This is a genomic window from Streptomyces sp. NPDC047130 (assembly GCF_040643475.1).
Classification (GTDB): Bacteria; Actinomycetota; Actinomycetes; order Streptomycetales; family Streptomycetaceae; genus Streptomyces.
The window spans coordinates 1-20,315 of sequence record NZ_JBEYUK010000033.1 but is presented as its reverse complement, the minus strand read 5'-3'; the positions used below and the strand labels follow the sequence as shown (position 1 = coordinate 20,315).

15 protein-coding genes, 1 tRNA gene and 1 riboswitch are annotated in these 20,315 nt (G+C 72.9%); of the genes, 13 read left to right on the top strand and 3 right to left on the bottom strand.

The annotated features are described in order from the left end of the window. Positions 1-44 precede the first annotated feature (44 nt). The 10 genes from ABZ836_RS27585 (at position 45) to ABZ836_RS27540 (ending at position 11,629) form a co-directional block, all read left to right on the top strand. Entirely contained in the window at positions 45-1,310 is a 1,266-nt protein-coding gene (locus ABZ836_RS27585) for a transglycosylase family protein (RefSeq protein WP_361146554.1), read from the top strand. Between the two features lie 226 nt (positions 1,311-1,536). Continuing rightward, a riboswitch (cyclic di-AMP (ydaO/yuaA leader) is annotated at positions 1,537-1,704 on the top strand. 4 nt (positions 1,705-1,708) lie between these two features. Further along, positions 1,709-2,404, top strand: a complete 696-nt coding sequence (locus tag ABZ836_RS27580) for a transglycosylase family protein (RefSeq protein ID WP_356135481.1) — start codon at positions 1,709-1,711, stop codon at positions 2,402-2,404. Between the two features lie 262 nt (positions 2,405-2,666). After that, on the top strand, positions 2,667-3,953 hold the full coding sequence (gene eno / locus ABZ836_RS27575; RefSeq protein ID WP_356135479.1) for a phosphopyruvate hydratase: 1,287 nt from the start codon (positions 2,667-2,669) through the stop codon (positions 3,951-3,953). Between the two features lie 206 nt (positions 3,954-4,159). Beyond that, positions 4,160-4,627, top strand: coding sequence for a septum formation initiator family protein (locus ABZ836_RS27570; protein WP_356135477.1), 468 nt, complete (start codon positions 4,160-4,162; stop codon positions 4,625-4,627). Positions 4,628-4,806: 179 nt separating this feature from the next. Next, a complete protein-coding gene (locus tag ABZ836_RS27565) occupies positions 4,807-5,421 on the top strand; it encodes a DUF501 domain-containing protein (protein ID WP_356135475.1) in 615 nt (204 codons plus the stop codon). Next, positions 5,418-6,359 carry a Ppx/GppA phosphatase family protein gene (locus ABZ836_RS27560; RefSeq protein WP_361146549.1) on the top strand — a complete coding sequence of 314 codons (942 nt, stop codon included), beginning with the start codon at positions 5,418-5,420 and terminating at the stop codon, positions 6,357-6,359. The genes ABZ836_RS27565 and ABZ836_RS27560 overlap by 4 nt, the downstream gene beginning before the upstream one ends. Before the next feature lie 370 nt (positions 6,360-6,729). Next, positions 6,730-7,962 carry a hypothetical protein gene (locus tag ABZ836_RS27555; protein WP_361146546.1) on the top strand — a complete coding sequence of 411 codons (1,233 nt, stop codon included), beginning with the start codon at positions 6,730-6,732 and terminating at the stop codon, positions 7,960-7,962. A gap of 435 nt (positions 7,963-8,397) precedes the next feature. After that, entirely contained in the window at positions 8,398-9,804 is a 1,407-nt protein-coding gene (locus ABZ836_RS27550) for an NAD(P)/FAD-dependent oxidoreductase (protein WP_356135469.1), read from the top strand. Positions 9,805-10,146: 342 nt separating this feature from the next. Beyond that, on the top strand, positions 10,147-11,256 hold the full coding sequence (locus ABZ836_RS27545) for a lytic polysaccharide monooxygenase (RefSeq protein WP_356135560.1): 1,110 nt from the start codon (positions 10,147-10,149) through the stop codon (positions 11,254-11,256). Positions 11,257-11,546: 290 nt separating this feature from the next. Beyond that, positions 11,547-11,629, top strand: a tRNA-Leu gene (locus tag ABZ836_RS27540). Positions 11,630-11,788: 159 nt separating this feature from the next. Here the strand turns inward: ABZ836_RS27540 and ABZ836_RS27535 are convergent. From ABZ836_RS27535 to ABZ836_RS27525, 3 genes are all read right to left on the bottom strand, one after another. After that, positions 11,789-13,411 carry an acyltransferase family protein gene (locus ABZ836_RS27535; RefSeq protein WP_361146542.1) on the bottom strand — a complete coding sequence of 541 codons (1,623 nt, stop codon included), beginning with the start codon at positions 13,409-13,411 and terminating at the stop codon, positions 11,789-11,791. Next, positions 13,408-15,543, bottom strand: coding sequence for a glycosyltransferase (locus ABZ836_RS27530; protein ID WP_356135558.1), 2,136 nt, complete (start codon positions 15,541-15,543; stop codon positions 13,408-13,410). The genes ABZ836_RS27535 and ABZ836_RS27530 overlap by 4 nt, the downstream gene beginning before the upstream one ends. A gap of 87 nt (positions 15,544-15,630) precedes the next feature. Next, complete coding sequence (locus tag ABZ836_RS27525; RefSeq protein ID WP_356135465.1) at positions 15,631-16,317, bottom strand: hypothetical protein; 687 nt, start codon at positions 16,315-16,317, stop codon at positions 15,631-15,633. Positions 16,318-16,624: 307 nt separating this feature from the next. Here ABZ836_RS27525 and ABZ836_RS27520 point away from each other — a divergent pair, with 307 nt between their 5' ends. The 3 genes from ABZ836_RS27520 (at position 16,625) to ABZ836_RS27510 (ending at position 20,160) form a co-directional block, all read left to right on the top strand. After that, a complete protein-coding gene (locus ABZ836_RS27520) occupies positions 16,625-17,521 on the top strand; it encodes a chitosanase (RefSeq protein WP_361146539.1) in 897 nt (298 codons plus the stop codon). Positions 17,522-17,741: 220 nt separating this feature from the next. After that, a complete protein-coding gene (locus ABZ836_RS27515; RefSeq protein ID WP_356135462.1) occupies positions 17,742-18,962 on the top strand; it encodes an acetyl-CoA C-acetyltransferase in 1,221 nt (406 codons plus the stop codon). Between the two features lie 409 nt (positions 18,963-19,371). Next, entirely contained in the window at positions 19,372-20,160 is a 789-nt protein-coding gene (locus tag ABZ836_RS27510) for a hypothetical protein (protein WP_361146617.1), read from the top strand. The last annotated feature ends 155 nt before the right edge of the window (positions 20,161-20,315 follow it).

Below are 20,315 nucleotides of genomic sequence, written 5' to 3'. Positions count from 1 at the left end.
GACCGGGTCGACGCGGCCCCTGTAGTCGACGAAAGGCCACCCGCATGCTCTCCGGAAACGGTCGTCACCGCCGCCCCCGTCAGGCGCCGGCGGTCGTCGTCGCGGCCGGCGTGACCGGTTCCGCACTCGCCCTCCCGCTGTTCGCGGCCTCGAGCGCCGGCGCGGCCGAGGGGGCCACCTGGGACCGGGTCGCCGAATGCGAGAGCGGCGGCGCCTGGAGCGCCGACACCGGCAACGGGTTCTACGGCGGCCTGCAGCTCTCCCAGGACCAGTGGGAGGAGCACGGCGGCCTGTCGTACGCCTCCAAGCCGTCGGAGGCGAGCCGCTCCCAGCAGATCGCGGTGGCCGAGCGGATCCTCGCCGAGCAGGGAGCCACCCCGTGGCTGGCCTGCGGCGCCATGAACGGTCTGCGCGAGGACGGCCCCGCCGCCGAGGTGGACACCGGCGTGGACGCGCTGCGGACCGGCGACGTGACCGGCCCCGGCGCCTTCGACGGCTCGGCCTCCGGCTGGGGTTCCGTCGGCGGCGACCTGGCCGGAACCGGCGAAAGCGGCAAGACCGACAAGAGCGACAGGAGCCGCAACAGCGACAAGTCGGGCGTCGTGGACGGCGAGACCGGTGACGCCCGTGGGCAGGGGCGGTCCGGCGAGGGCGCGAACGGCGCCTCGGACCACGGCTTCCTCCCCGGCTCCGGCTACGGTTCCGCGCAGGGCGGCGGCCTCCTGGACCTCGGCCAGGACCTCGGCCTGGTGGACACCGGCACCGGCAGCCCGGTGATCCCGGACCTGCCCGAGACCGGCGGGGGCCAGAACGGCCAGGACGGCCAGAACGGCGTCGGCGGCGACAGCGGCAAGGACGACAGCGACAAGGGCGGGACCGGCAAGGGCGGCTCCGGCGAGGACGTCCCGGTCCGCGGCGACGGCGGCGAGCAGGACGGCGCCACCGGCGAGGACGCGCCGGACGAGGACGCCCCGCTGTTCGGCGACGGCGACGGTCCCCTCTTCCAGGACGACACCCCGCTCTTCGGCGGGGACACCGCGCAGGAGGAGAGCACCGGTTCCTCCTCCGGCTCCGGCCGCCACCGCGGCCCCAGCGCCGACGAGACCGCCGCGCAGTCCGGCTCCGGCACCTCGGGCCGGCACGCCGCCCCCGCGGACACCTACCAGGTGCGGGCCGGCGACAGCCTGGTCTCCATCGCCAAGTCGGAAGGCGTCAAGGGCGGCTGGCGCGCCCTCTACGAGGAGAACCGCGACCTGATCGGGAAGGACCCGGACCGCCTGGTGTCGGGCATGGTCCTCACCCTCCCGTAGCGGTCGGGACGACGGCAGGAGAAGGGCGAAAGGCGGGCAAAATCGGGGGAGTTACCCGCCTTTTCGTCCTGGAATGTCTGATTCCGGAGAAGTGAGAGATGGGTCTCAGAAGCCCTGATCGTCTTTGAAATCCCGGCATGGGCGTGGCTAACGTCGAACCGCTCGCTCCAGCGGGCCCCGGCGGCCGTCACGCCTAATCCTGCCAACGGCCGTACGGGACATGTCGTCGCGTCATGCGCCGTAGGCAGGAGCGGGGGAACCAGGTAAGTGCCGGCCCGGCGGCCAGACCGCCGGAACGGCTAGGGGTGAAGCCGCGCACCGAGAGGTGTGCGGCCGGGCGACCCTCATAGCCCGAACCCGACAGCTCACCTCGTAGGCGTCGGTGAGGGGATACCTCCATGTCGTTTACCTGCCAGGGCAAGCACCGTCGTCCGTCCAAGGCCAAGCGCGCTCTCGCCGTCGCCGGTCTCACCGGCGCGGTCGTGGCCGCCCCGCTGCTGACGGCGGGCACCGCGTCCGCCGCCACCGAGTCCGAGTGGGACGCCGTCGCCCAGTGCGAGTCGGGCGGCGACTGGTCCATCAACACCGGCAACGGCTTCTACGGCGGTCTGCAGTTCACCAGCCAGACCTGGGCCGGCTTCGGCGGCACCCAGTACGCCGCCCAGGCCAACCAGGCCACCAAGGCCCAGCAGATCGAGATAGCCGAGAAGGTCCTCGCCGAGCAGGGCCCGGGCGCCTGGCCGCACTGCGGCACCGGCCTCTCCAGCACCCCCTACCAGGGCGGCGCCGCCGAGGCCCCCGCCCAGGAGGCCCCGCAGCAGGAGGCTCCCGCCCCCGCGCCGCAGGCCGAGGAGACCCCGGCCCAGCCCGCCAAGGCGGAGAAGCCGAAGAAGCAGGAGAAGGTCACCACGCCCACCGGCGAGAAGGTCCTCAAGGGTGACGGTGAGTACAAGGTCGTCAAGGGCGACTCGCTCAGCCTGATCGCCGAGGAGCACGACATCAAGGGCGGCTGGAAGAAGCTCTTCAAGCTGAACAAGGACGTCGTCGAGGACCCGCGCCTGATCTACCCGGGCCAGATGCTGCACCTGGGCTGACCGGTCCGCCCGTCGCACGAACCTCCCGCCCCCGGGCGCGTCACCACGCGCCCGGGGGCGGGGGCGTTTCCGGCGGATCCGCCTCCAGGGCTTTTTGTTTCGAGCCGGAACAATTAATCTCCTGTTACCCCTCCGTACAGGGGGTGACCGGCTGGCCGATCCCGCCCGGCCGGTTAGGCTCGGTCTCGCAGAGCCACGGAGGCTGTGCACCCCGTGCCGGGCCAGGTGGTCCGGCGCCACCCGCGTCACATCCCAGAAGGAGATGCTCGTGCCGTCCATCGACGTCGTCGTAGCCCGGGAAATCCTGGACTCCCGAGGCAACCCCACGGTCGAGGTCGAGGTCGGCCTCGACGACGGCAGCACGGGTCGTGCCGCCGTCCCGTCCGGCGCCTCCACCGGCGCCTTCGAGGCCGTCGAGCTCCGCGACGGCGACAAGAACCGCTACCTCGGCAAGGGCGTCGAGAAGGCCGTCCTCGCCGTCATCGAGCAGATCGGCCCGGAGCTCGTCGGCTACGACGCCACCGAGCAGCGCCTGATCGACCAGGCGATGTTCGACCTGGACGCCACCGACAACAAGGGCTCGCTCGGCGCCAACGCCATCCTCGGCGTCTCCCTCGCCGTCGCCCACGCCGCCGCCGAGGCCAGCGACCTGCCGCTCTTCCGCTACCTGGGCGGCCCCAACGCGCACCTGCTGCCGGTGCCGATGATGAACATCCTGAACGGCGGCTCGCACGCCGACTCCAACGTGGACATCCAGGAGTTCATGATCGCGCCGATCGGCGCCGAGTCCTTCTCCGAGGCCCTGCGCTGGGGCACCGAGGTCTACCACACGCTGAAGAAGGTGCTGAAGACCAAGGGCCTGTCCACCGGCCTCGGCGACGAGGGCGGCTTCGCCCCGAACCTCGGCTCCAACCGCGAGGCCCTGGACCTGATCCTCGAGGCGATCAAGGAGGCCGGCTACACCCCCGGCCAGCAGGTCGCCCTCGCCCTCGACGTCGCCGCCTCCGAGTTCTACAAGGACGGCAAGTACCTATTCGAGGGCAAGGAGCGCTCCGCCGCCGAGATGACGGAGTACTACGAGGAGCTCGTCGCGGCCTACCCGCTGGTGTCCATCGAGGACCCGCTGTTCGAGGACGACTGGGACGGCTGGAAGGTCATCACCGAGAAGCTGGGCGACAAGGTCCAGCTCGTCGGCGACGACCTCTTCGTCACCAACCCCGAGCGCCTCGGCCGCGGCATCGAGGAGGGCGCCGCCAACGCCCTGCTGGTCAAGGTCAACCAGATCGGCTCCCTGACCGAGACCCTGGACGCCGTCGAGCTGGCCCAGCGCAACGGCTTCAAGTGCATGATGTCCCACCGCTCCGGCGAGACCGAGGACGTCACCATCGCCGACCTCGCCGTCGCCACCAACTGCGGCCAGATCAAGACCGGCGCCCCGGCCCGCTCCGAGCGCGTCGCCAAGTACAACCAGCTGCTGCGCATCGAGGAGATCCTCGACGACGCCGCCGTGTACGCCGGCCGCAGCGCCTTCCCGCGCTTCAAGGGCTGACCTGCCCGACGGCCCCTCGCGTGCCCCCGGAGCCCCGGCTCCGGGGGCACGCCCCTGTCCGCGCCCCACGGCGTCCCGGCGTCACGTACCGTGTGCGGGGAAGGAGCACGCGGGACGGGACAGCACGACGCCGGCCCGCACGGCACACGCCGCACGGCACACGGCACGCACGGCACACGAAACGCCCACGGGGAGGCGCGGAGAAGATGGCGCAGAACCGGGACCGGTTCTCCACGACCACCCGGCTGCGGCTGCTCGGTGAGCAGACCGCCGCCCGCGTCTACCGCTCCCAGACCCGCCGTCAGGCACGCCGCTCCCGGCTCACCGGCCGCGCGGCGCTGCTGGCCCTGGTGCTCTGCACCCTGGTCGTCGCCCTGGCCTACCCGACCCGGCAGTACGTCTCCCAGCGCGCCGAGGTCGCGAAGCTGGAGGAGGAGCGCGACGCCGCCCGCGAGCGGGTGGAGGAGCTGCGCGACCTCAAGGCGCGGTGGAAGGACGACGCCTACGCCGAGCAGCAGATCAGGAAGCGGCTGCACCACCTGCGGCCGGGCGAGAGCGGCTTCACCGTGCGCGGCTCCGCCGCCCCGCGGCGGGACACCGGGCGGCCCGTGGCGGACCGCCCCTGGTACGCCGTCCTCTGGGACGACGTGGACCGGGCCGACGCCGCGGGCTGACCCCGCGGCGCCGACCGGCCGCCCCGGTCGCCGCCGGCGGGGGCGGGTGCCTGAGAGACTGTCCCCCTGCACCACCGTCCCGGAGCCGTCGCACGAGGCCCCGCGGCAGGACTTCCGTCCGCAGCAGAAGACCGCAGCAGAAGATCGCAGCAGCAGACCGAGAGAGACTGATCCCCGGCATGGAAACGCCCCCGCCCTCCACCCCGCGCACCGAGCCCACCGAAGCGGACGTCGAGGCGTTCCAGCTCCAGCTCGGCCGCCCGCCGCGCGGCCTGCGCGCCATCGCGCACCGCTGCCCCTGCGGACAGCCGGACGTCGTGGAGACGGCCCCGCGGCTGCCGGACGGCACGCCCTTCCCGACGACGTACTACCTGACCTGCCCGCGCGCCGCCTCCGCGATCGGCACGCTGGAGGCGGACGGCGTCATGAAGGAGATGACCGAGCGCCTGAGCACCGACGAGGAGCTCGCCGCCGCCTACCGGGCCGCCCACGAGGACTACATCCGCCGCCGCGACGAGATCGAGGTGCTCCAGGGCTTCCCGAGCGCCGGCGGCATGCCGGACCGGGTCAAGTGCCTGCACGTCCTGGTCGCCCACTCCCTGGCGGCCGGACCCGGCGTCAACCCGCTGGGCGACGAGGCCATCGCCATGCTGCCCGAGTGGTGGCGCAAGGGCCCGTGCGTCACGCCGCAGGCGTGCGTCCCGCGGGAGGCGGGCGAGGGCGGCATCGTGGCCACCACCGAGGACGGCTCCGGGTACTTCGCCGCCCGCCCCGTCGAGGAGGAGGGCAAGTGACCCGGGTCGCCGCCGTCGACTGCGGTACGAACTCCATCCGGCTGCTGGTCGCCGACTGCGACCCGGCCACCGGCACGCTGACCGACCTGGACCGGCGGATGACCGTCGTCCGGCTCGGCCAGGGCGTCGACCGCACCGGCCGCCTCGCCCCCGAGGCGCTGGAACGCACCTTCGCCGCCTGCCGCGAGTACGCGGCGGTGATCGAGAAGCACGGCGCCGAGCGGATCCGCTTCGTCGCCACCTCCGCCTCCCGCGACGCCGAGAACCGCGACGAGTTCGTGGCCGGCGTGCTGGACATCCTGGGCGTGGAGCCGGAGGTGATCACCGGCGACCAGGAGGCCGAGTTCTCCTTCACCGGCGCCACCCGTGAACTCGCGGGCCGCACCGACCTGGAGAAGCCGTTCCTGGTCGTCGACATCGGCGGCGGCTCCACCGAGTTCGTGGTCGGCGACGACCGGGTCCGCGCCGCGCGCTCGGTCGACGTCGGCTGCGTGCGGATGACCGAACGGCACCTGGTGGACGGCGGCGCGGTCGTCGACCCGCCGACCGAGGAGCGGATCGCCGCGATCCGCGCCGACGTGGAGGCCGCCCTGGACCTCACCGAGCGGACCGTGCCGCTGCGCGAGGCCCGCACCCTGGTCGGCCTGGCCGGCTCCGTCACCAGCGTCTCGGCCATCGCCCAGGACCTGCCGGAGTACGACTCGCGGGCCATCCACCACTCCCGCGTCCGCTACGAGCGCGTCCGCGAGATCACCGGGCGGCTGCTGCGCTCCACCCATGCCGAACGCTCGGAGATCCCCTCGCTGCACCCGGGCCGGGTCGACGTGATCGGCGCGGGCGCCCTGGTGCTGCAGGCGATCATGGAGCGGATCGGCGCGGAGGAGGTCGTGGTCAGCGAGCACGACATCCTCGACGGCATCGCCTGGAGCATCGCCTGAGCGGCCCCTCGGCCGGCCGCATGACATGACTCACACAACCGGTGCGGACCGGGAGGGCAACCCTCCCGGTCCGCACCGTTTTGCGCCCGCGCCGCGGGGCGGGGGTCGTTCCCGGCACCCGGAAGGACCAGGGCGGAATCGGCCAACCGCTCCTAAAATCACGGAGGTTGCGGATGTCGCGGAGGTTGGCCACCGTCCCGTGCGTCACGCAGGCGGCCCCGAGGACGGGCCCCCGTGGACCGGACCGGCGGTGGACCCAGGCGCTCCGCGGCACCGTTCACGCACTCCCCGCACTCCAGGTGTTCCACGACACCGCCCGCACCGCACGCAGTCCGCGCTGTCCGCGCAGTTCGCCCCAGGAGGCACGCCCGTGCAAAGACGCCGTTACCTGGCAGTGGCCGCCGCGCTCGCCATCACCTCGCCGGTCGCCCTGCTCGCCGCCTCGCCGGCGTTCGCGGAGCCGACGACGGCGGTCGCCGAGTCCGCGCCGGCCTACCAGGACCTGCTCGACGCCGTGACCGAGGCGCGCAAGGTCTACGCGGAGGCCATCCGCGCCCGCATCGAGGCCAACGACAAGATCGAGGCCCTCACCGACACCCGGAACCCGCACCCGCTGGCCGTCGCCGCCAAGGAGGCCGAGAAGGCCGCCGCCGAGGCCAAGGCCACGCTCGACGCCGCGCAGAAGCGCGTCGACGAGGCCGAGGCGGCCCTGGCCGGGGCGGACGAGGCCGGCAGGGCCGCGGCCGAGGAGGAGCTGGCCGCCGCCGAACTCGCCCTCGCCGGCGCCCGGCAGGCGCACGACGAGGCCCGCGGCGAGGCCGACGCCGCCGACAAGGAGCTCGACGACGCCCGCGTCGACGCCTCCCGGGAGCTGCACCTCGCCCGGGAGGCCGAGAAGGCCGCCGAGGCGGCGCTCCAGGAGGCCGAGAAGGCCCTGGCGGCCGCCAAGGAGTGCAAGCGCGACAGTGGGCTGAAGTCCAAGGCGATCGGCCTGCCCGAGCGGATGTACGCCGGCGACCGGGTGACGTTCACCTTCCGGATCACCAACGGCACCGGGCACACGCTCGACGTCGAGCCGCTGACCTTCATCGTCCTCGACACCCCCGGCGCCGACCAGGACGACCTCGAGGTCGAGTGGAAGAGCGGCGACGGCTGGACCGCGCTGGAGCCCGCCGAGAGCCCCGACCTGGTCGTCGAGGACCTGGCGCCCGGCGAGCGCGCAACGGTCAGGATGCGGCTGACCGTCGACAAGGACGCCCCGAAGGGCCACGTCCACGCGTCCTTCGCCGCGGACCCGGTCAAGGACTCGATCCCGTGCCTCTACGGGCCGATGAAGAACTACGGCATCGACCTCCTGCCGGCCGGCAGCACGCCGAACCCGACGCCCGACGGCAGCGGCTCGCCGTCGCCGACGGAGTCCACGACCGCGAGCCCGGGCGCCACCGGGCCCTCGGGCGCGGCCCCGCAGGGCGGCACCGGGGGCAACCTGGCCGCGACCGGTTCCACGGTGACCCCGGTCGCCCTGACCGCCGCGTCCGCGCTGGTCCTGGGCGCCGGCGCGGTGGTCGTCACCCGCCGCCGGACGGCGGGCGCCCACTCCTGACGCAGGCTCACCGCGGCCCGGCGGAGCGCTCCGGCGCCCGCCGGGCCGCGGCGTGTCCAGGGCCCTTGGGGCCCGGCGGAGGTCCCTCGCCAAAAACCTTCGTGAACTTCTTCACAAGGAATTGGCCCCTGGAGGGCGACAAGGGCCGCCGAGTGCGGCCCGCACGGGCCGGAACGGAGGATTCCGCGAAGGGCGGCGGGGTCCCGGACCCTCCCGGAGGGCAGGTGCCCGCATCCCTGTTTCGTGATCCTCACACCGTCCTTACACGGACAAGGAGCAGCTCACGGGCCATTGACAACGACGCGGCGGCGCGCACCGTTCCCCGTGGAGACAATGATCTGGATCACGTGGGCCGCGCAGTGTAGCAGAGCACCGGTGGAACCTTGTGAAGGGGCGCACGAAAGGCACCTCCTTACCGGGTGGATACTCGATGCCATGAGCACCACGGAGCGTCCCAGGATCCTCGTTGTAGGCGGTGGGTACGTAGGCCTGTACGCGGCACAACGCATTCTGAAGAAGATGCGCTTCGGCGAGGCGACCGTCACGGTCGTCGACCCGCGCTCGTACATGACCTACCAGCCCTTCCTCCCCGAAGCCGCCGGCGGCAACATCTCGCCGCGCCACGTCGTCGTCCCGCTGCGACGCGTGCTGCGCAAGGCCGAGGTGCTGACCGGTCGCGTCACCACCATCGACCAGGACCGCAAGGTCGCCACGGTCGCCCCGCTCGTCGGCGAGGCCTACGAGCTTCCCTTCGACTACCTCGTGGTCGCGCTGGGCGCGGTCTCGCGGACCTTCCCGATCCCGGGTCTGGCCGAGCAGGGCATCGGCATGAAGGGTGTGGAGGAGGCCATCGGCCTGCGCAACCACGTCCTGGCCCAGCTGGACAAGGCCGACTCGACCACCGACGAGGAGATCCGCCGCAAGGCGCTCACCTTCGTCTTCGTCGGCGGCGGCTTCGCCGGCGCCGAGACGATCGGCGAGGTCGAGGACATGGCCCGCGACGCGGCCAAGTACTACCGCAACGTGTCCCGCGAGGACATGCGCTTCGTCCTGGTCGACGCCGCGGACAAGATCCTCCCCGAGGTCGGTCCGAAGCTGGGCCAGTACGGCAAGCAGCACCTGGAGTCCCGCGGCATCGAGGTGCACCTGTCCACCTCCATGGACTCCTGCGTCGACGGCCACGTGGTCCTGAAGAACGGCCTCGAGGTCGAGGCGGGCACCATCGTGTGGACCGCCGGCGTCAAGCCCAACCCGGTCCTGGCCCGCTACGGCCTCCCGCTGGGCCCGCGCGGTCACGTGGACGTGGCCCCGACCCTGCAGGCCACCGGCACCGACTACATCTGGGCCGCGGGCGACAACGCCCAGGTCCCGGACCTGGTCGGCCGCGCGGCCGGCAACCCGAACGCCTGGTGCCCGCCGAACGCGCAGCACGCGCTGCGTCAGGCCAAGGTCCTCGGCGACAACGTGCTCTCGGCGCTGCGCGGCTTCCCGCAGAAGGAGTACAAGCACGCCAACAAGGGCGCGGTGGCGGGCCTCGGCCTCCACAAGGGCGTGGCGATGATCGTCATGGGCAAGATGAAGATCAAGCTCAAGGGCCGTCTCGCCTGGTACATGCACCGTGGCTACCACGGCATGGCCATGCCGACCTTCAACCGCAAGATCCGGGTCCTCGCGGACTGGACGCTCGGCGCGCTGACCAAGCGCGAGGTCGTCTCGCTGGGCGCCATGGAGCACCCGCGCGAGGAGTTCTACGAGGCCGCCAAGCCGGCTCCGGCCGCCGCCGTCACGGCCCCGCCCGCGGGCGCCGAGGCGGCCAAGAGCGGGGAGAAGGCGAAGGCCTGACCTCCGGTCGCGGCCGGCCTCCGGTCACCGGTACGAGCCCGAGGGGGCTGCCCACCGTCCGTGGTGCGGGCAGCCCCCTCGGGCTCTTCCGTTGTCACCCGCGGGTTCGGGCGTTGCTTTTCGGCCGATCGTTTGCTTTTCGGACTGCTGGTGCCCAAGGCGTCGATGTTTCGGGATGTTTCGGTGCCGCGGGCTGTTTACACGGGGTTCACAGTCGCCCTATGGTCCGAAGTGGGAGCGCTCCCACCCCCACGTTCTCTATGTCATGCCCATGCAGCGCATTCGGGTGGACGACCCGGCGGCGCGTCACCCCGGCATGACCGGCGAAAGGCACCTGCCGTGATCCGACCGATCCGCCGCTTACGCGGCATCAGGCGCAAGACCTCCTTGTTCACCGCGTTCGCCACCCTGCTCTCCGGCTTCGGCCTGGTGCTGCTGGCCCAGGGCCCGGCCGAGGCCCACGGCGTCGCCATGTCCCCCGGTTCCCGCACCTACCTCTGCTACAAGGACGCGGTCACCGGCTCGGGCGGGGTCGCCCCGACCAACCCGGCCTGTGCGGCGGCCATCGCCCAGAGCGGCACCTCCTCCCTGTACAACTGGTTCGCGGTGCTGGACTCCAACGCCGGCGGACGTGGTGAGGGCTACGTGCCCGACGGGACCATCTGCAGCGCCGGCGACCGGTCCCCGTACGACTTCCGCGGCTTCAACCTGGCCCGCAACGACTGGCCCAAGACGCATCTGACCTCCGGTGCCAGTATTCAGCTGAAGTACAGCAACTGGGCCGCCCACCCGGGCTCCTTCCGGGTCTACATCACCCGTCAGGGATGGTCGCCGACCCAGCAGCTCAAGTGGTCCGACCTGTCGCTGATCCACACCGTGACCAACCCGCCGCAGTCGGGCTCGGTCGGCACGGACGGCGGCCACTACTACTGGAACACCCCGCTGCCGTCCGGCCGTTCCGGTGACGCGCTGCTGATGGTCCAGTGGGTGCGCTCGGACAGCAACGAGAACTTCTTCTCCTGCTCCGACATCGTCTTCGACGGCGGCAACGGCGAGGTCACCGGCATCCGCGACGGCTCGACCCCGCCGCCCACCACCCCGCCGCCCACGACGCCTCCGCCGACCACCCCGCCGCCGTCGGGCACCACGTCCTGCATGGCGCACTACAAGGTGGTCAACTCCTGGCCCGGCGGCTTCCAGGGCGAGGTCCAGGTCATGAACCACGGCACCGCCGCCATGAAGGGGTGGAAGGTCAGCTGGACCCCGGGCAGCGGGACGAGCATCGCCAGCCTGTGGAACGGCAGCCACACGACCTCCGGCGGGGCGGTGACGGTGACCAACACCTCCAGCAACGGCTCGGTGGCGGTGAACGGCTCGACGACCTTCGGCTTCACGGCCAACTCCTCGGGCAACGACCTGCCGTCCGGCTCCCTCAGCTGCACGGCCTCCTAGCCGCCGGCCCGGGCCCGCGGACGGCCGCGAAGGTCTCCCGCGGGTCCGGCACCGGCCGGGACCGGGCCCCCGTTCAGGGCCTGGAAACGGCCCGGCCGGGCAGAGATGGATTCCCGTCAATCTTCGGCCGGCCGCGGTCGCCGACGGGAGGGCCCGGGGCGGGTCTGGACAGATCGAACGGTGTCTGACGGATCGTCAGGGACCCGTAAAATAAGACAACTTCGCAGGCGCGCGGCTGTTCGAACGGGGTGCCGCCGCTAGGCTCAGGCCTCGTTGCGCGCCCGCGATCGGCCCGGATGGTGGAATGCAGACACGGCGAGCTTAAACCTCGCTGCCCCTCGGGGGCGTACCGGTTCGAGTCCGGTTCCGGGCACCCACGCACCGACCCAGGACCCCTGGGGAAACGGCCTCTCGGGGCCGTTTCGCGTTTCCCCGACGTGCCCGACCCGCCCGACCCGCCCGATGTGTCCGTGGGGCGCGGGCGGCTGTCCGTCGGGCGCGGGCGGCGCGGTCCGGCCGGTCCGCGCCCGGTTCAGGAGCGCCGGCCCGCCGCCGTCGTCCGCCGCCCGGCCGGGCGCCCGGCGGTGGCCGGCCACAGGCGGGGCCGCCTGCGGGCCGCGACGTCCTCGATCCAGCCGAACGCGAGGACCGCCAGCCCGAGCAGCGGCCAGACGAGCACGAACGTCCACAGGTCGGAGGTGCTCTCCAGGGCGCTCTCCGCCCGTGCGCTCTGCATGAACGGGAGGCGGTAGGCCAGGTCGATCAGCGGGAACGTCGCCATGATCAGCAGGTTGTGCCACAGGTAGACGGTGACCGCCCGGTTGTTGGAGAGGGTCACCAGCCGGTCCCACCTCGCCCACCGGCCCGGCAGCTCCCGCCAGGACGGGGAGTAGAGGAGCAGGAGCGCGACGAAGCCGAACGACCAGGCCGCCTGGGCCAGCGGGATGCCGTTGAGGTCCCAGCCGTCGGGGCCGAGGTGGCGGGAGGCCCACCACAGGCCGAACGCCATCACCAGCGAGGCCAGGGAGACGGAGACGTACCGCGGCAGCCGCCGCAGCAGGCCGTCGTGGTGGGCGAAGCCCAGCACCCAGCAGGCGCCGTAGACGGCGAAGTCGGTGACCGCCTCGCCGGTCTCGCCGGGGACGGTCACCAGACCCGTGCCGACGACGGCCGTCAGGCCGAGCGGGGCCAGCAGCGTCGGCCAGGGGGCGCGGCGGAAGGCCCACAGCAGCAGCGGGGAGGCGAGGACGAACCACAGGTAGGCGCGCAGGTACCACAGCGGGCCCACCGCCTGCTCCGCCCAGCTCGCCTCCAACCAGTCCACCGGGGCGCCCGCCTCCGCCGGGTAGGGCGGTGCCCCGAACGGGAACAGGTAGCCGAGCAGCCGGACCAGGCTCCAGGGGGTGTCCTCGTCCGGGTCCTGGGCGGGGTCCCAGCCGCCCGCGAACAGCAGGGTCAGCGCGACCGCGGCGAACGCCCACAGCGGCGGCAGCAGCCGTCGGACGCGGGAGCGGATCACGCCCGGCGCCGGACGCTTCAGCGAGCGGGCCATCAGGGAGCCGGCCAGGGCGAACATCACGCCCATGGAGGGAAAGACCACCGTCAGCCAGGCCCAGCCGAAGACGTGGTAGGCGACGACGCGCACCAGGGCGAGGGAGCGCAGCAGGTCCAGGTACCGGTCCCGGCCCGGCCCGGCGGAGGGATGTCCGCCGGAGTCCGCCGGGGCGTCCCCGGCGTCGGGGGCCGCCTGCCCGGCGGTGGACGCGTCCGCGTCGTCACCGGGCCGCCCGGCGTGCGGGTCGGCGTACGGCGTGCCGGGCCGCCCGGTGTGCGGGTCGGCGTACGGCGTGCCGGGCCGCCCGGTGTGCGGGTCGGTGTCCGCGCCGGTGTACTCCGTGCCGTGCGGGTCGGCGTCCGCGCCGGTGTACCCCGTGCGGTCCGGGTCGGCGTACGCGTCGGTGTACCCCGTGCCGTACGCGCCGGTGTACTGCGGGTCCGCGGTGGGGGCGGGTGCGGGTGCGGCGCGGTACGGGTCGTGCGGCGCGGGGACGGCCGGGTAGGGGGAGCCGGTGGCCCACGGGGCGTCCGCCGGGGGCCGGGGGCCGTACGGGTCCGCCGGTTCCGGGCGGCGGCCCGGGACGGGTGCGTCGGTCATGGGGTGGGCCTCCGGTCGTTGACGGACCGCGCCCGCTGCTGGGGGACCGTCCCGTCGACCGGCGCCTCCACGACGCCGGTGCGCCGCAGCTTCTGCCACCTCAGCCGGCCGCCGGTGAGCGCGGTGATCCAGGACTGGAGCAGCACGACGTACATCAGCTGGCGGTAGAGGAGCTGCTGCAGCGGCAGCGAGATCAGGTGGGTCATCCGCTCGCGGTCGAGGTGGAAGGCGTACGCCGCGCAGACCGCCTGGAGGGCCAGCACGCCCAGCCAGGCGACGATCGTCTTCTCGGTCGGCCCGAAGACCAGCCCGTAGAGCAGGAAGACGTCGATCAGCGGGGCGAGCAGCGGGGCCACCACCATGAACAGGGAGACGAAGGGCAGGCCCACGCGGCCGAACCGGCCGGAGGGGCCCTTCTCGATCACGGCGCGGCGGTGCTTCCAGATGGCCTGCATGGTGCCGTACGACCAGCGGTAGCGCTGGGACCACAGCTGCTGCACGGACTCCGGGGCCTCGGTCCACGCGCGCGCGTTCTCGGCGTAGACCACGCGCCAGCCGGCGCGGTGCAGCGCCATGGTGACGTCGGTGTCCTCGGCGAGCGTGTCGTCGCTCATGCCGCCGATCGGTTCCAGCGCGGAGCGGCGGAACGCCCCCACCGCGCCGGGGATGGTCGGCATGCAGCGGAGGATGTCGTACATCCGGCGGTCCAGGTTGAAGCCCATCACGTACTCGATGTGCTGCCAGGCGCCGATGAGGCTGTCCTTGTTGCCCACCTTGGCGTTGCCCGCGACGGCGCCGACCTTCGGGTCGGCGAAGGGCTGGACGAGCTCGCGGACGGTGGACGGCTCGAAGACGGTGTCGCCGTCCATCATCACGACGATGTCGTAGCGGGCGTTGGCCAGACCGCGGTTGAGCGCCGCCGGCTTGCCCGCGTTGAGCTGGCGGATCACCCGGACGTTGGGCAGCCGCATGCCCTCGACGATGCGGGCCGTGCCGTCGGTGGAGCCGTCGTCGACGACCAGGACCTCGATCGGGTGGTCGCTCGCCATCAGGGACCGCACGGTGTTCTCGATGCACTTGGCCTCGTTGTACGCCGGGACGAGCACCGTCACGGGCTCGCGGACCGGCGGCCCCCAGCTGAACCTCCGGTCGCGCACCCGGCGGGCGTGGGCACCGGAGAGCAGCAGCATCAGCGCGAAGCGCGCGATCACCAGCGTGCCGACGATCGCGAGGCCGACCACCAGGGCGTCGGTGACCTTCTCCGACGCCTGGACGACGACGATCCACGCCTTGCCCGCCCACAGGTCGGGGCCGGTGACCGGGCTGTGCGCGCTCGGCGCGTCCAGGGCCTCGGTGAGGTTCTGGAACCTGTAGCCCTGCTTCTTCAGGTCCGGCAGGAACCTGTCGAGGGCCGCGACGGTCTGGCTGCGGTCGCCGCCGGAGTCGTGCATCAGGACGATGGCGCCCTTGCCGCCCTCGGGGGTGGCGCGGCGGATGATCTCGTCGACGCCGGGGCGCTTCCAGTCCTCGCTGTCGGTGTTGTTGACGACGGTGATGTACCCGCGGCTGCCGATGTACCGGGTGACCGGCCAGGTGGCGTTGTCCATGGCCGCGGCGAACGAGGAGTACGGGGGGCGGAACAGGGAGGTGCGGATGCCGGCCGCGCCGGTGATCGCCAGCTGGTTCTGGGAGAGCTCCCAGTCGATGCGCCGCTGCGACTGGAGGGCCAGGTCCGGGTGGTTGAAGGTGTGCAGGCCGATCTCGTGGCCCTCGTCCACCATGCGGGCGACGAGGCCGGGGTGGCGGGAGGCCATCGTGCCGGTGACGAAGAAGACCGCGTGGGCGTCGTGCTTCTTCAGCACGTCGAGGACCTTGGGCGTCCACTCCGGGTCGGGTCCGTCGTCGAAGGTGAGCACCAGGCGGTGGTCGGGCACGCTCAGGGTCCGGGCCTGCCCGGCGCGGGCGTCGATCACCGGCCCGCCCTCCAGGATCTCGTCGGGCACCCGGTCGGTGGCGGCGGGAGGCGCGACCCGGTGGTCGGCGAGGATCTCGCTGTTCACGTAGCCGCCGATCATCAGCATCACGGTCAGGGCGGCGAGGAGCAGCGAGGGCAGGACGAAGCGCAGGGGCAGCGCCCGGCGGGAGGGGCGGGTCTTCCGCCGGCGGCCGCGGGCGGAGGACCCGCGGCGGGTACGCGGTGGGGTCACGGAGGTGGTTCTCTACGGGAAGGGGAGGGAGGCGGCGTCGGCCGGTTCGACCACGGTGCCCGGGCCGGGTTCGGCCACGGTGCCCGGGCCGGGTTCGGCGACCGGGGCGTCGTCCCCGGACGGACTCGCGGACGGCGGGACGGCGTCGGGCGACGGGGTGGTCTCGGCCTGCTGGGCCGGCGCCTCCTGCCGCGGCTTCTGTTCCGGCACCGGGAGCCAGGGCGCCGAGGAGTTCTGGGACAGCAGGGTGACCACGATGGCCGCGGCGAACGCGGCGCAGGCGAGGCCGATCACCGCGCCGAGCAGCCGGAACCGGCGGACGCGGCGGCCGGAGACGTCGACGAAGACGGGCCCGTCGTGGTCGGGCGCGGCGGGCTCCGCGCTCGCCGGGACGCCGAGCCGCTGATCGCCTATGGTCACCGCGCTGAGCTGGACGGTCACCTCGCCGAGGGGCACCCCCTGCGCGGTCATCTCGTCCAAGGACACGGTCCTGAGCTGCACGGTGCGTTCGTCCGGGCGGCGCACCGAGGCCGCCGGGGCCTCGGACGTGCGGCCGGCCTCGGACGTGCGGCGGGCCGCGGCGCCGGCGGCGGAGCCGGGACGGCGCGGCGCAGGGATGCGGTCGGACCGGCGGCGGGCGTGCGATCCGCCCGACTCCGTCCGGCGACCGGGCTGGTCGCGGTCAAGCCAGTTGTCCACTCCGACGCACATCTCCCAAGGACCACGGATAGGGTGCGTTCGCGATCCCGAGGTGACGCACTTTCGCGAGAGCAAATGCTGGCGAGAGAGGGTGCGTCGATGTCGCGCTACGCCCGGGGCTCCTGAGAGTAGCGCACGCGTGCGGTGGTCTGATATCGCAATCGCGAGACGATTTTGTATGTAGATCATAATGGGATGACCGGAGTTGGTCGGCCGGCCTCCGTGTGGGTCCGTCAGCAATTTGCTTTGCCCTGCAAATTGCCCCGGACGGGATGACTTCCGGAGGGCCGCGGCTAGTGTGTGTCCCATGAAACGTGTTGGATGCCTGCTTCTCGGGGTCATCCCCGTCGTGGTGACCGCAGGTGCCTATTTTTTTGCGCCCGCACACGAAGGCGGTGAAGGGCTGGGCGCCCCGACCGTGTCCGCGGCGCCGCAGGCCCGCCAGGAGGCCAAGGACGCCGCCGAGTCCGAGGACGACAAGGTGATCGCCGGTCTGCCCGCGGGCCTGGCCGCGCCGACGAAGAAGGAACTGGCGCAGCGGGTCGTGGCGAGCGCCGTGCACTCCACCACCGACTGGCGCAGCACCTACGGCGCCATCCGGGACACCGGCGACGGCCGCGGCTACACCGCGGGCATCATCGGCTTCTGCACGGGCACCCACGACCTGCTCGAACTCGTCGAGCGGTACACCGAGGAGCACCCCGGCAACGGCCTGGCCGGCTACCTCCCCGCGCTGCGCGCCGTGGACGGCACGGACTCCCACGAGGGCCTCGACCCCGGCTTCCCGCAGGCCTGGGCCGAGGAGTCGCGGACCGAGGAGTTCCGCGCCGCCCAGGAGGCCGAGCACGACCGGGTGTACTTCGACCCCGCGGTCCGCCTGGCCAAGCTGGACGGCCTCGGGCCCCTGGGGCAGCTCGCCTACTACGACGCGATGGCCCTGCACGGCCCCGGCGTCGAGAGGAACGGCTTCTACGGGCTGCGCGAACGCGCCATGGAGGCCGCCGGCACGCCGGCCGAGGGTGGATCCGAGAAGGCCTACCTGGAGGCCTTCCTGGACGCGCACCGCGCGTCCATCGAGGCGCGCAGGACCGTGAGCGACACCGGGCGCGTCGACACGACCCTGCGGCGGTTCCTCCGCGACGGCAACCTGGACCTCGTCACGCCGTTGGTCTGGGAGATCGACGGCCGGACCTTCCGGGCCTGACGCCGGAGCCCCTCGGGGGAGCCGGTCGGGGAGCCGGTCCGGGGAGTCGGTCCGCGGAGTCGGTCCGCGAGGCGCCGCGCGGACCGACTCCCGCCTACAAAGCAAGCGCTTAGAAAAATGCGGCCGGTGTCACACCGCCATCACGGTGACCGGGCGGGTACGGCCCGGTAACTTCCCAGGAAGTCCGACCCATTCCGCCGCGTACGCCACTGGAGCCGTGATGCCCGAAGCCGTGATCGTCTCAGCCGCCCGCTCGCCCATCGGCCGTGCCTTCAAGGGCTCCCTCAAGGACCTGCGCCCGGACGACCTGGCCGCCACCATCATCCAGGCCGCGCTGGCCAAGGTGCCCGAGCTGGACCCGCGGGACATCGACGACCTGATGCTCGGCGTCGGCCTCCCCGGCGGCGAGCAGGGCAACAACCTCGGCCGCATCGTCGCCGTCGAGATGGGCATGGACTTCCTGCCGGGCTGCACCGTCACCCGCTACTGCTCGTCGTCCCTCCAGACCAGCCGCATGGCGCTGCACGCCATCAAGGCCGGCGAGGGTGACGTCTTCATCTCCGCGGGCGTCGAGACGGTGTCCCGTTTCGTCAAGGGCAACTCCGACAGCATCCCGGACACGCGCAACCCGCTGTTCGCCGAGGCCGAGGCGCGCACCGCCGAGGTCGCCCAGCAGGAGGGCACCACCTGGCACGACCCGCGCGAGGACGGCCTGCTCCCCGACCCCTACATCGCGATGGGGCAGACCGCGGAGAACCTGGCACGCCTCAAGGGCGTCACCCGCCAGGAGATGGACGAGTTCGGCGTCCGTTCGCAGAACCTCGCCGAGCAGGCCATCAAGGACGGCTTCTGGGAGCGCGAGATCACCCCGGTGACCCTCCCCGACGGCACCGTGGTCTCCCAGGACGACGGCCCGCGCGCCGGCGTCACCCTCGAGGGCGTGCAGGGCCTCAAGCCGGTCTTCCGCCCCGACGGCCTGGTCACCGCGGCCAACTGCTGCCCGCTCAACGACGGCGCCGCCGCCCTGGTGATCATGTCCGACACCAAGGCCCGCGAGCTCGGCCTCACCCCGCTCGCCCGCATCGTCTCCACCGGCGTCTCCGGCCTCTCCCCGGAGATCATGGGCCTCGGCCCGGTCGAGGCCTCCCGCCAGGCCCTGCGCCGGGCCGGCATGTCCGTCTCGGACATCGACCTGTGGGAGATCAACGAGGCGTTCGCCGCGCAGGTGATCCCCTCCTACCAGGACCTCGGCATCGACCTCGACCGCCTGAACGTCAACGGCGGCGCCATCGCGGTCGGCCACCCCTTCGGCATGACCGGCGCGCGCATCACCGGCACGCTGATCAACTCCCTCCAGTGGCACGACAAGCAGTTCGGCGTGGAGACCATGTGCGTCGGCGGCGGCCAGGGCATGGCCATGGTCATCGAGCGCCTCAGCTGACACCCCGCTCCGGCCCCGCTCCGGGCCGCTTCGGCCCCGTTCCCGGTTCCTCCGGGAGCGGGGCCCCGGCGTTTCGCGCGGGCCCCGATCCCGGAGGAACCGGCCGTCCTGTGCGGATCCCTTCACGGGACGGACGCCTTCCCGTGACCCAACCTCCGCCAGGATGTGACCTATCTCCCTCGGCCCCCACCTCCTCCCGGAAAGTCGCAGGTCAGAACCGCTACGCCCGTCGGTGCGCCCCCGCCGTGCGCCCGATTCGCGGGGGTTCGCACTGACATCCGGGGCGTGCAGGCGTCAAGCTCGGTAGGGGAACTCGATGTAGGAAAGTCGGGGTCGAGTCGTACGGGGGTGCGCCGGTCGTCGTCCGGTGCGTCTGTTCGTGGAAACCGGGAGTACGTCAGTGAGCGCCATGCAGACCGCACTGCTGGTCATCTCCGCCGCCGCGTGCGTGGTGGGGGTCGCCGTCCTGGCCACCCTCCGGCGGCTGCGCCGGGAGTTCGCCGCGCTGCGCGCCGAACTGGACGCCGCGCGGCCCGCCGACGCGTCCCTCGCCGGGCACGGCGGTGGCGCGCGGGTGCCCGCGGCCCGGTCGGCCGCCGACGCCGAGGAGATACGCGCGGCCGTCGCCGAGGCGCTCGCCGAGGAGCGCGAGCGGGAGCTCGCGGAGGCGCGGGCCTTCTGGGCCGCGCAGGAGGCCCGCGACGCGTCCGAGGCGCGGTCGCTGCTGGGGCTCCCGCCGGACGGCGAGTTCTTCCTCCCTCACCCCGCCGACTTCGTGGGCCTCGAGCTCGAGGCGGACGGCGGCGACGGCGAGTCCGCCGAACTGGCCGCGGCGCGGCGGCGCCACCCGTCCCACCCCGACTTCACGCCCGCGGGGGCGCAGCCGCCGACCGTCGCCGACGACGAGCAGACGCTGGCGCGGCTGGAGGAACTGGCCCAGTTGGAGACGCCGCTGGCCGACGTCCGGCCCGGCCCGATGGGCACGCTCGACGTGTACGAGTTCGCGGACGGGACGACGCTGTGCGTCACGCCCGGGCACCGGGAGACCGCGGAGCGGCTCGCCTCCGCGATCCGGGAGGGCGCGACGCCGTCGTTGCTCGGGGGGTCCGGCATCTCCGGCGGCTACGTCCTGACCTTCACCTGCGGCCCCACCGACAACGTCTGCGTCCTCGCCGACCGCGTCATCGCCTCCCTCTGACCCGAACCCACGCGCGACGCCCCCGCCCGGTCGACCGGGCGGGGGCATGGCGGGCACGCCCGACCCCGGGCCGCTCGCCCCGCCCGTCGACGCCGTCGTGGCGCCGGCCGCGGACGAGACCTCCGGGGTGGCCGCGCGGCGCTCACGCGGTCACC

What these genes read in the sequence shown, in the direction of transcription:
- ABZ836_RS27520 (WP_361146539.1), top strand. Translation starts at nt 16,625, where the DNA reads ATGAAACGTGTTGGATGCCTGCTTCTCGGGGTCATCCCCGTCGTGGTG.
- ABZ836_RS27535 (WP_361146542.1), bottom strand. Translation starts at nt 13,411, where the DNA reads ATGACCGACGCACCCGTCCCGGGCCGCCGCCCGGAACCGGCGGACCCG.
- eno (WP_356135479.1), top strand. Translation starts at nt 2,667, where the DNA reads ATGCTCGTGCCGTCCATCGACGTCGTCGTAGCCCGGGAAATCCTGGAC.
- ABZ836_RS27510 (WP_361146617.1), top strand. Translation starts at nt 19,372, where the DNA reads ATGCAGACCGCACTGCTGGTCATCTCCGCCGCCGCGTGCGTGGTGGGG.
- ABZ836_RS27570 (WP_356135477.1), top strand. Translation starts at nt 4,160, where the DNA reads ATGGCGCAGAACCGGGACCGGTTCTCCACGACCACCCGGCTGCGGCTG.
- ABZ836_RS27515 (WP_356135462.1), top strand. Translation starts at nt 17,742, where the DNA reads ATGCCCGAAGCCGTGATCGTCTCAGCCGCCCGCTCGCCCATCGGCCGT.
- ABZ836_RS27585 (WP_361146554.1), top strand. Translation starts at nt 45, where the DNA reads ATGCTCTCCGGAAACGGTCGTCACCGCCGCCCCCGTCAGGCGCCGGCG.
- ABZ836_RS27550 (WP_356135469.1), top strand. Translation starts at nt 8,398, where the DNA reads ATGAGCACCACGGAGCGTCCCAGGATCCTCGTTGTAGGCGGTGGGTAC.
- ABZ836_RS27580 (WP_356135481.1), top strand. Translation starts at nt 1,709, where the DNA reads ATGTCGTTTACCTGCCAGGGCAAGCACCGTCGTCCGTCCAAGGCCAAG.
- ABZ836_RS27565 (WP_356135475.1), top strand. Translation starts at nt 4,807, where the DNA reads ATGGAAACGCCCCCGCCCTCCACCCCGCGCACCGAGCCCACCGAAGCG.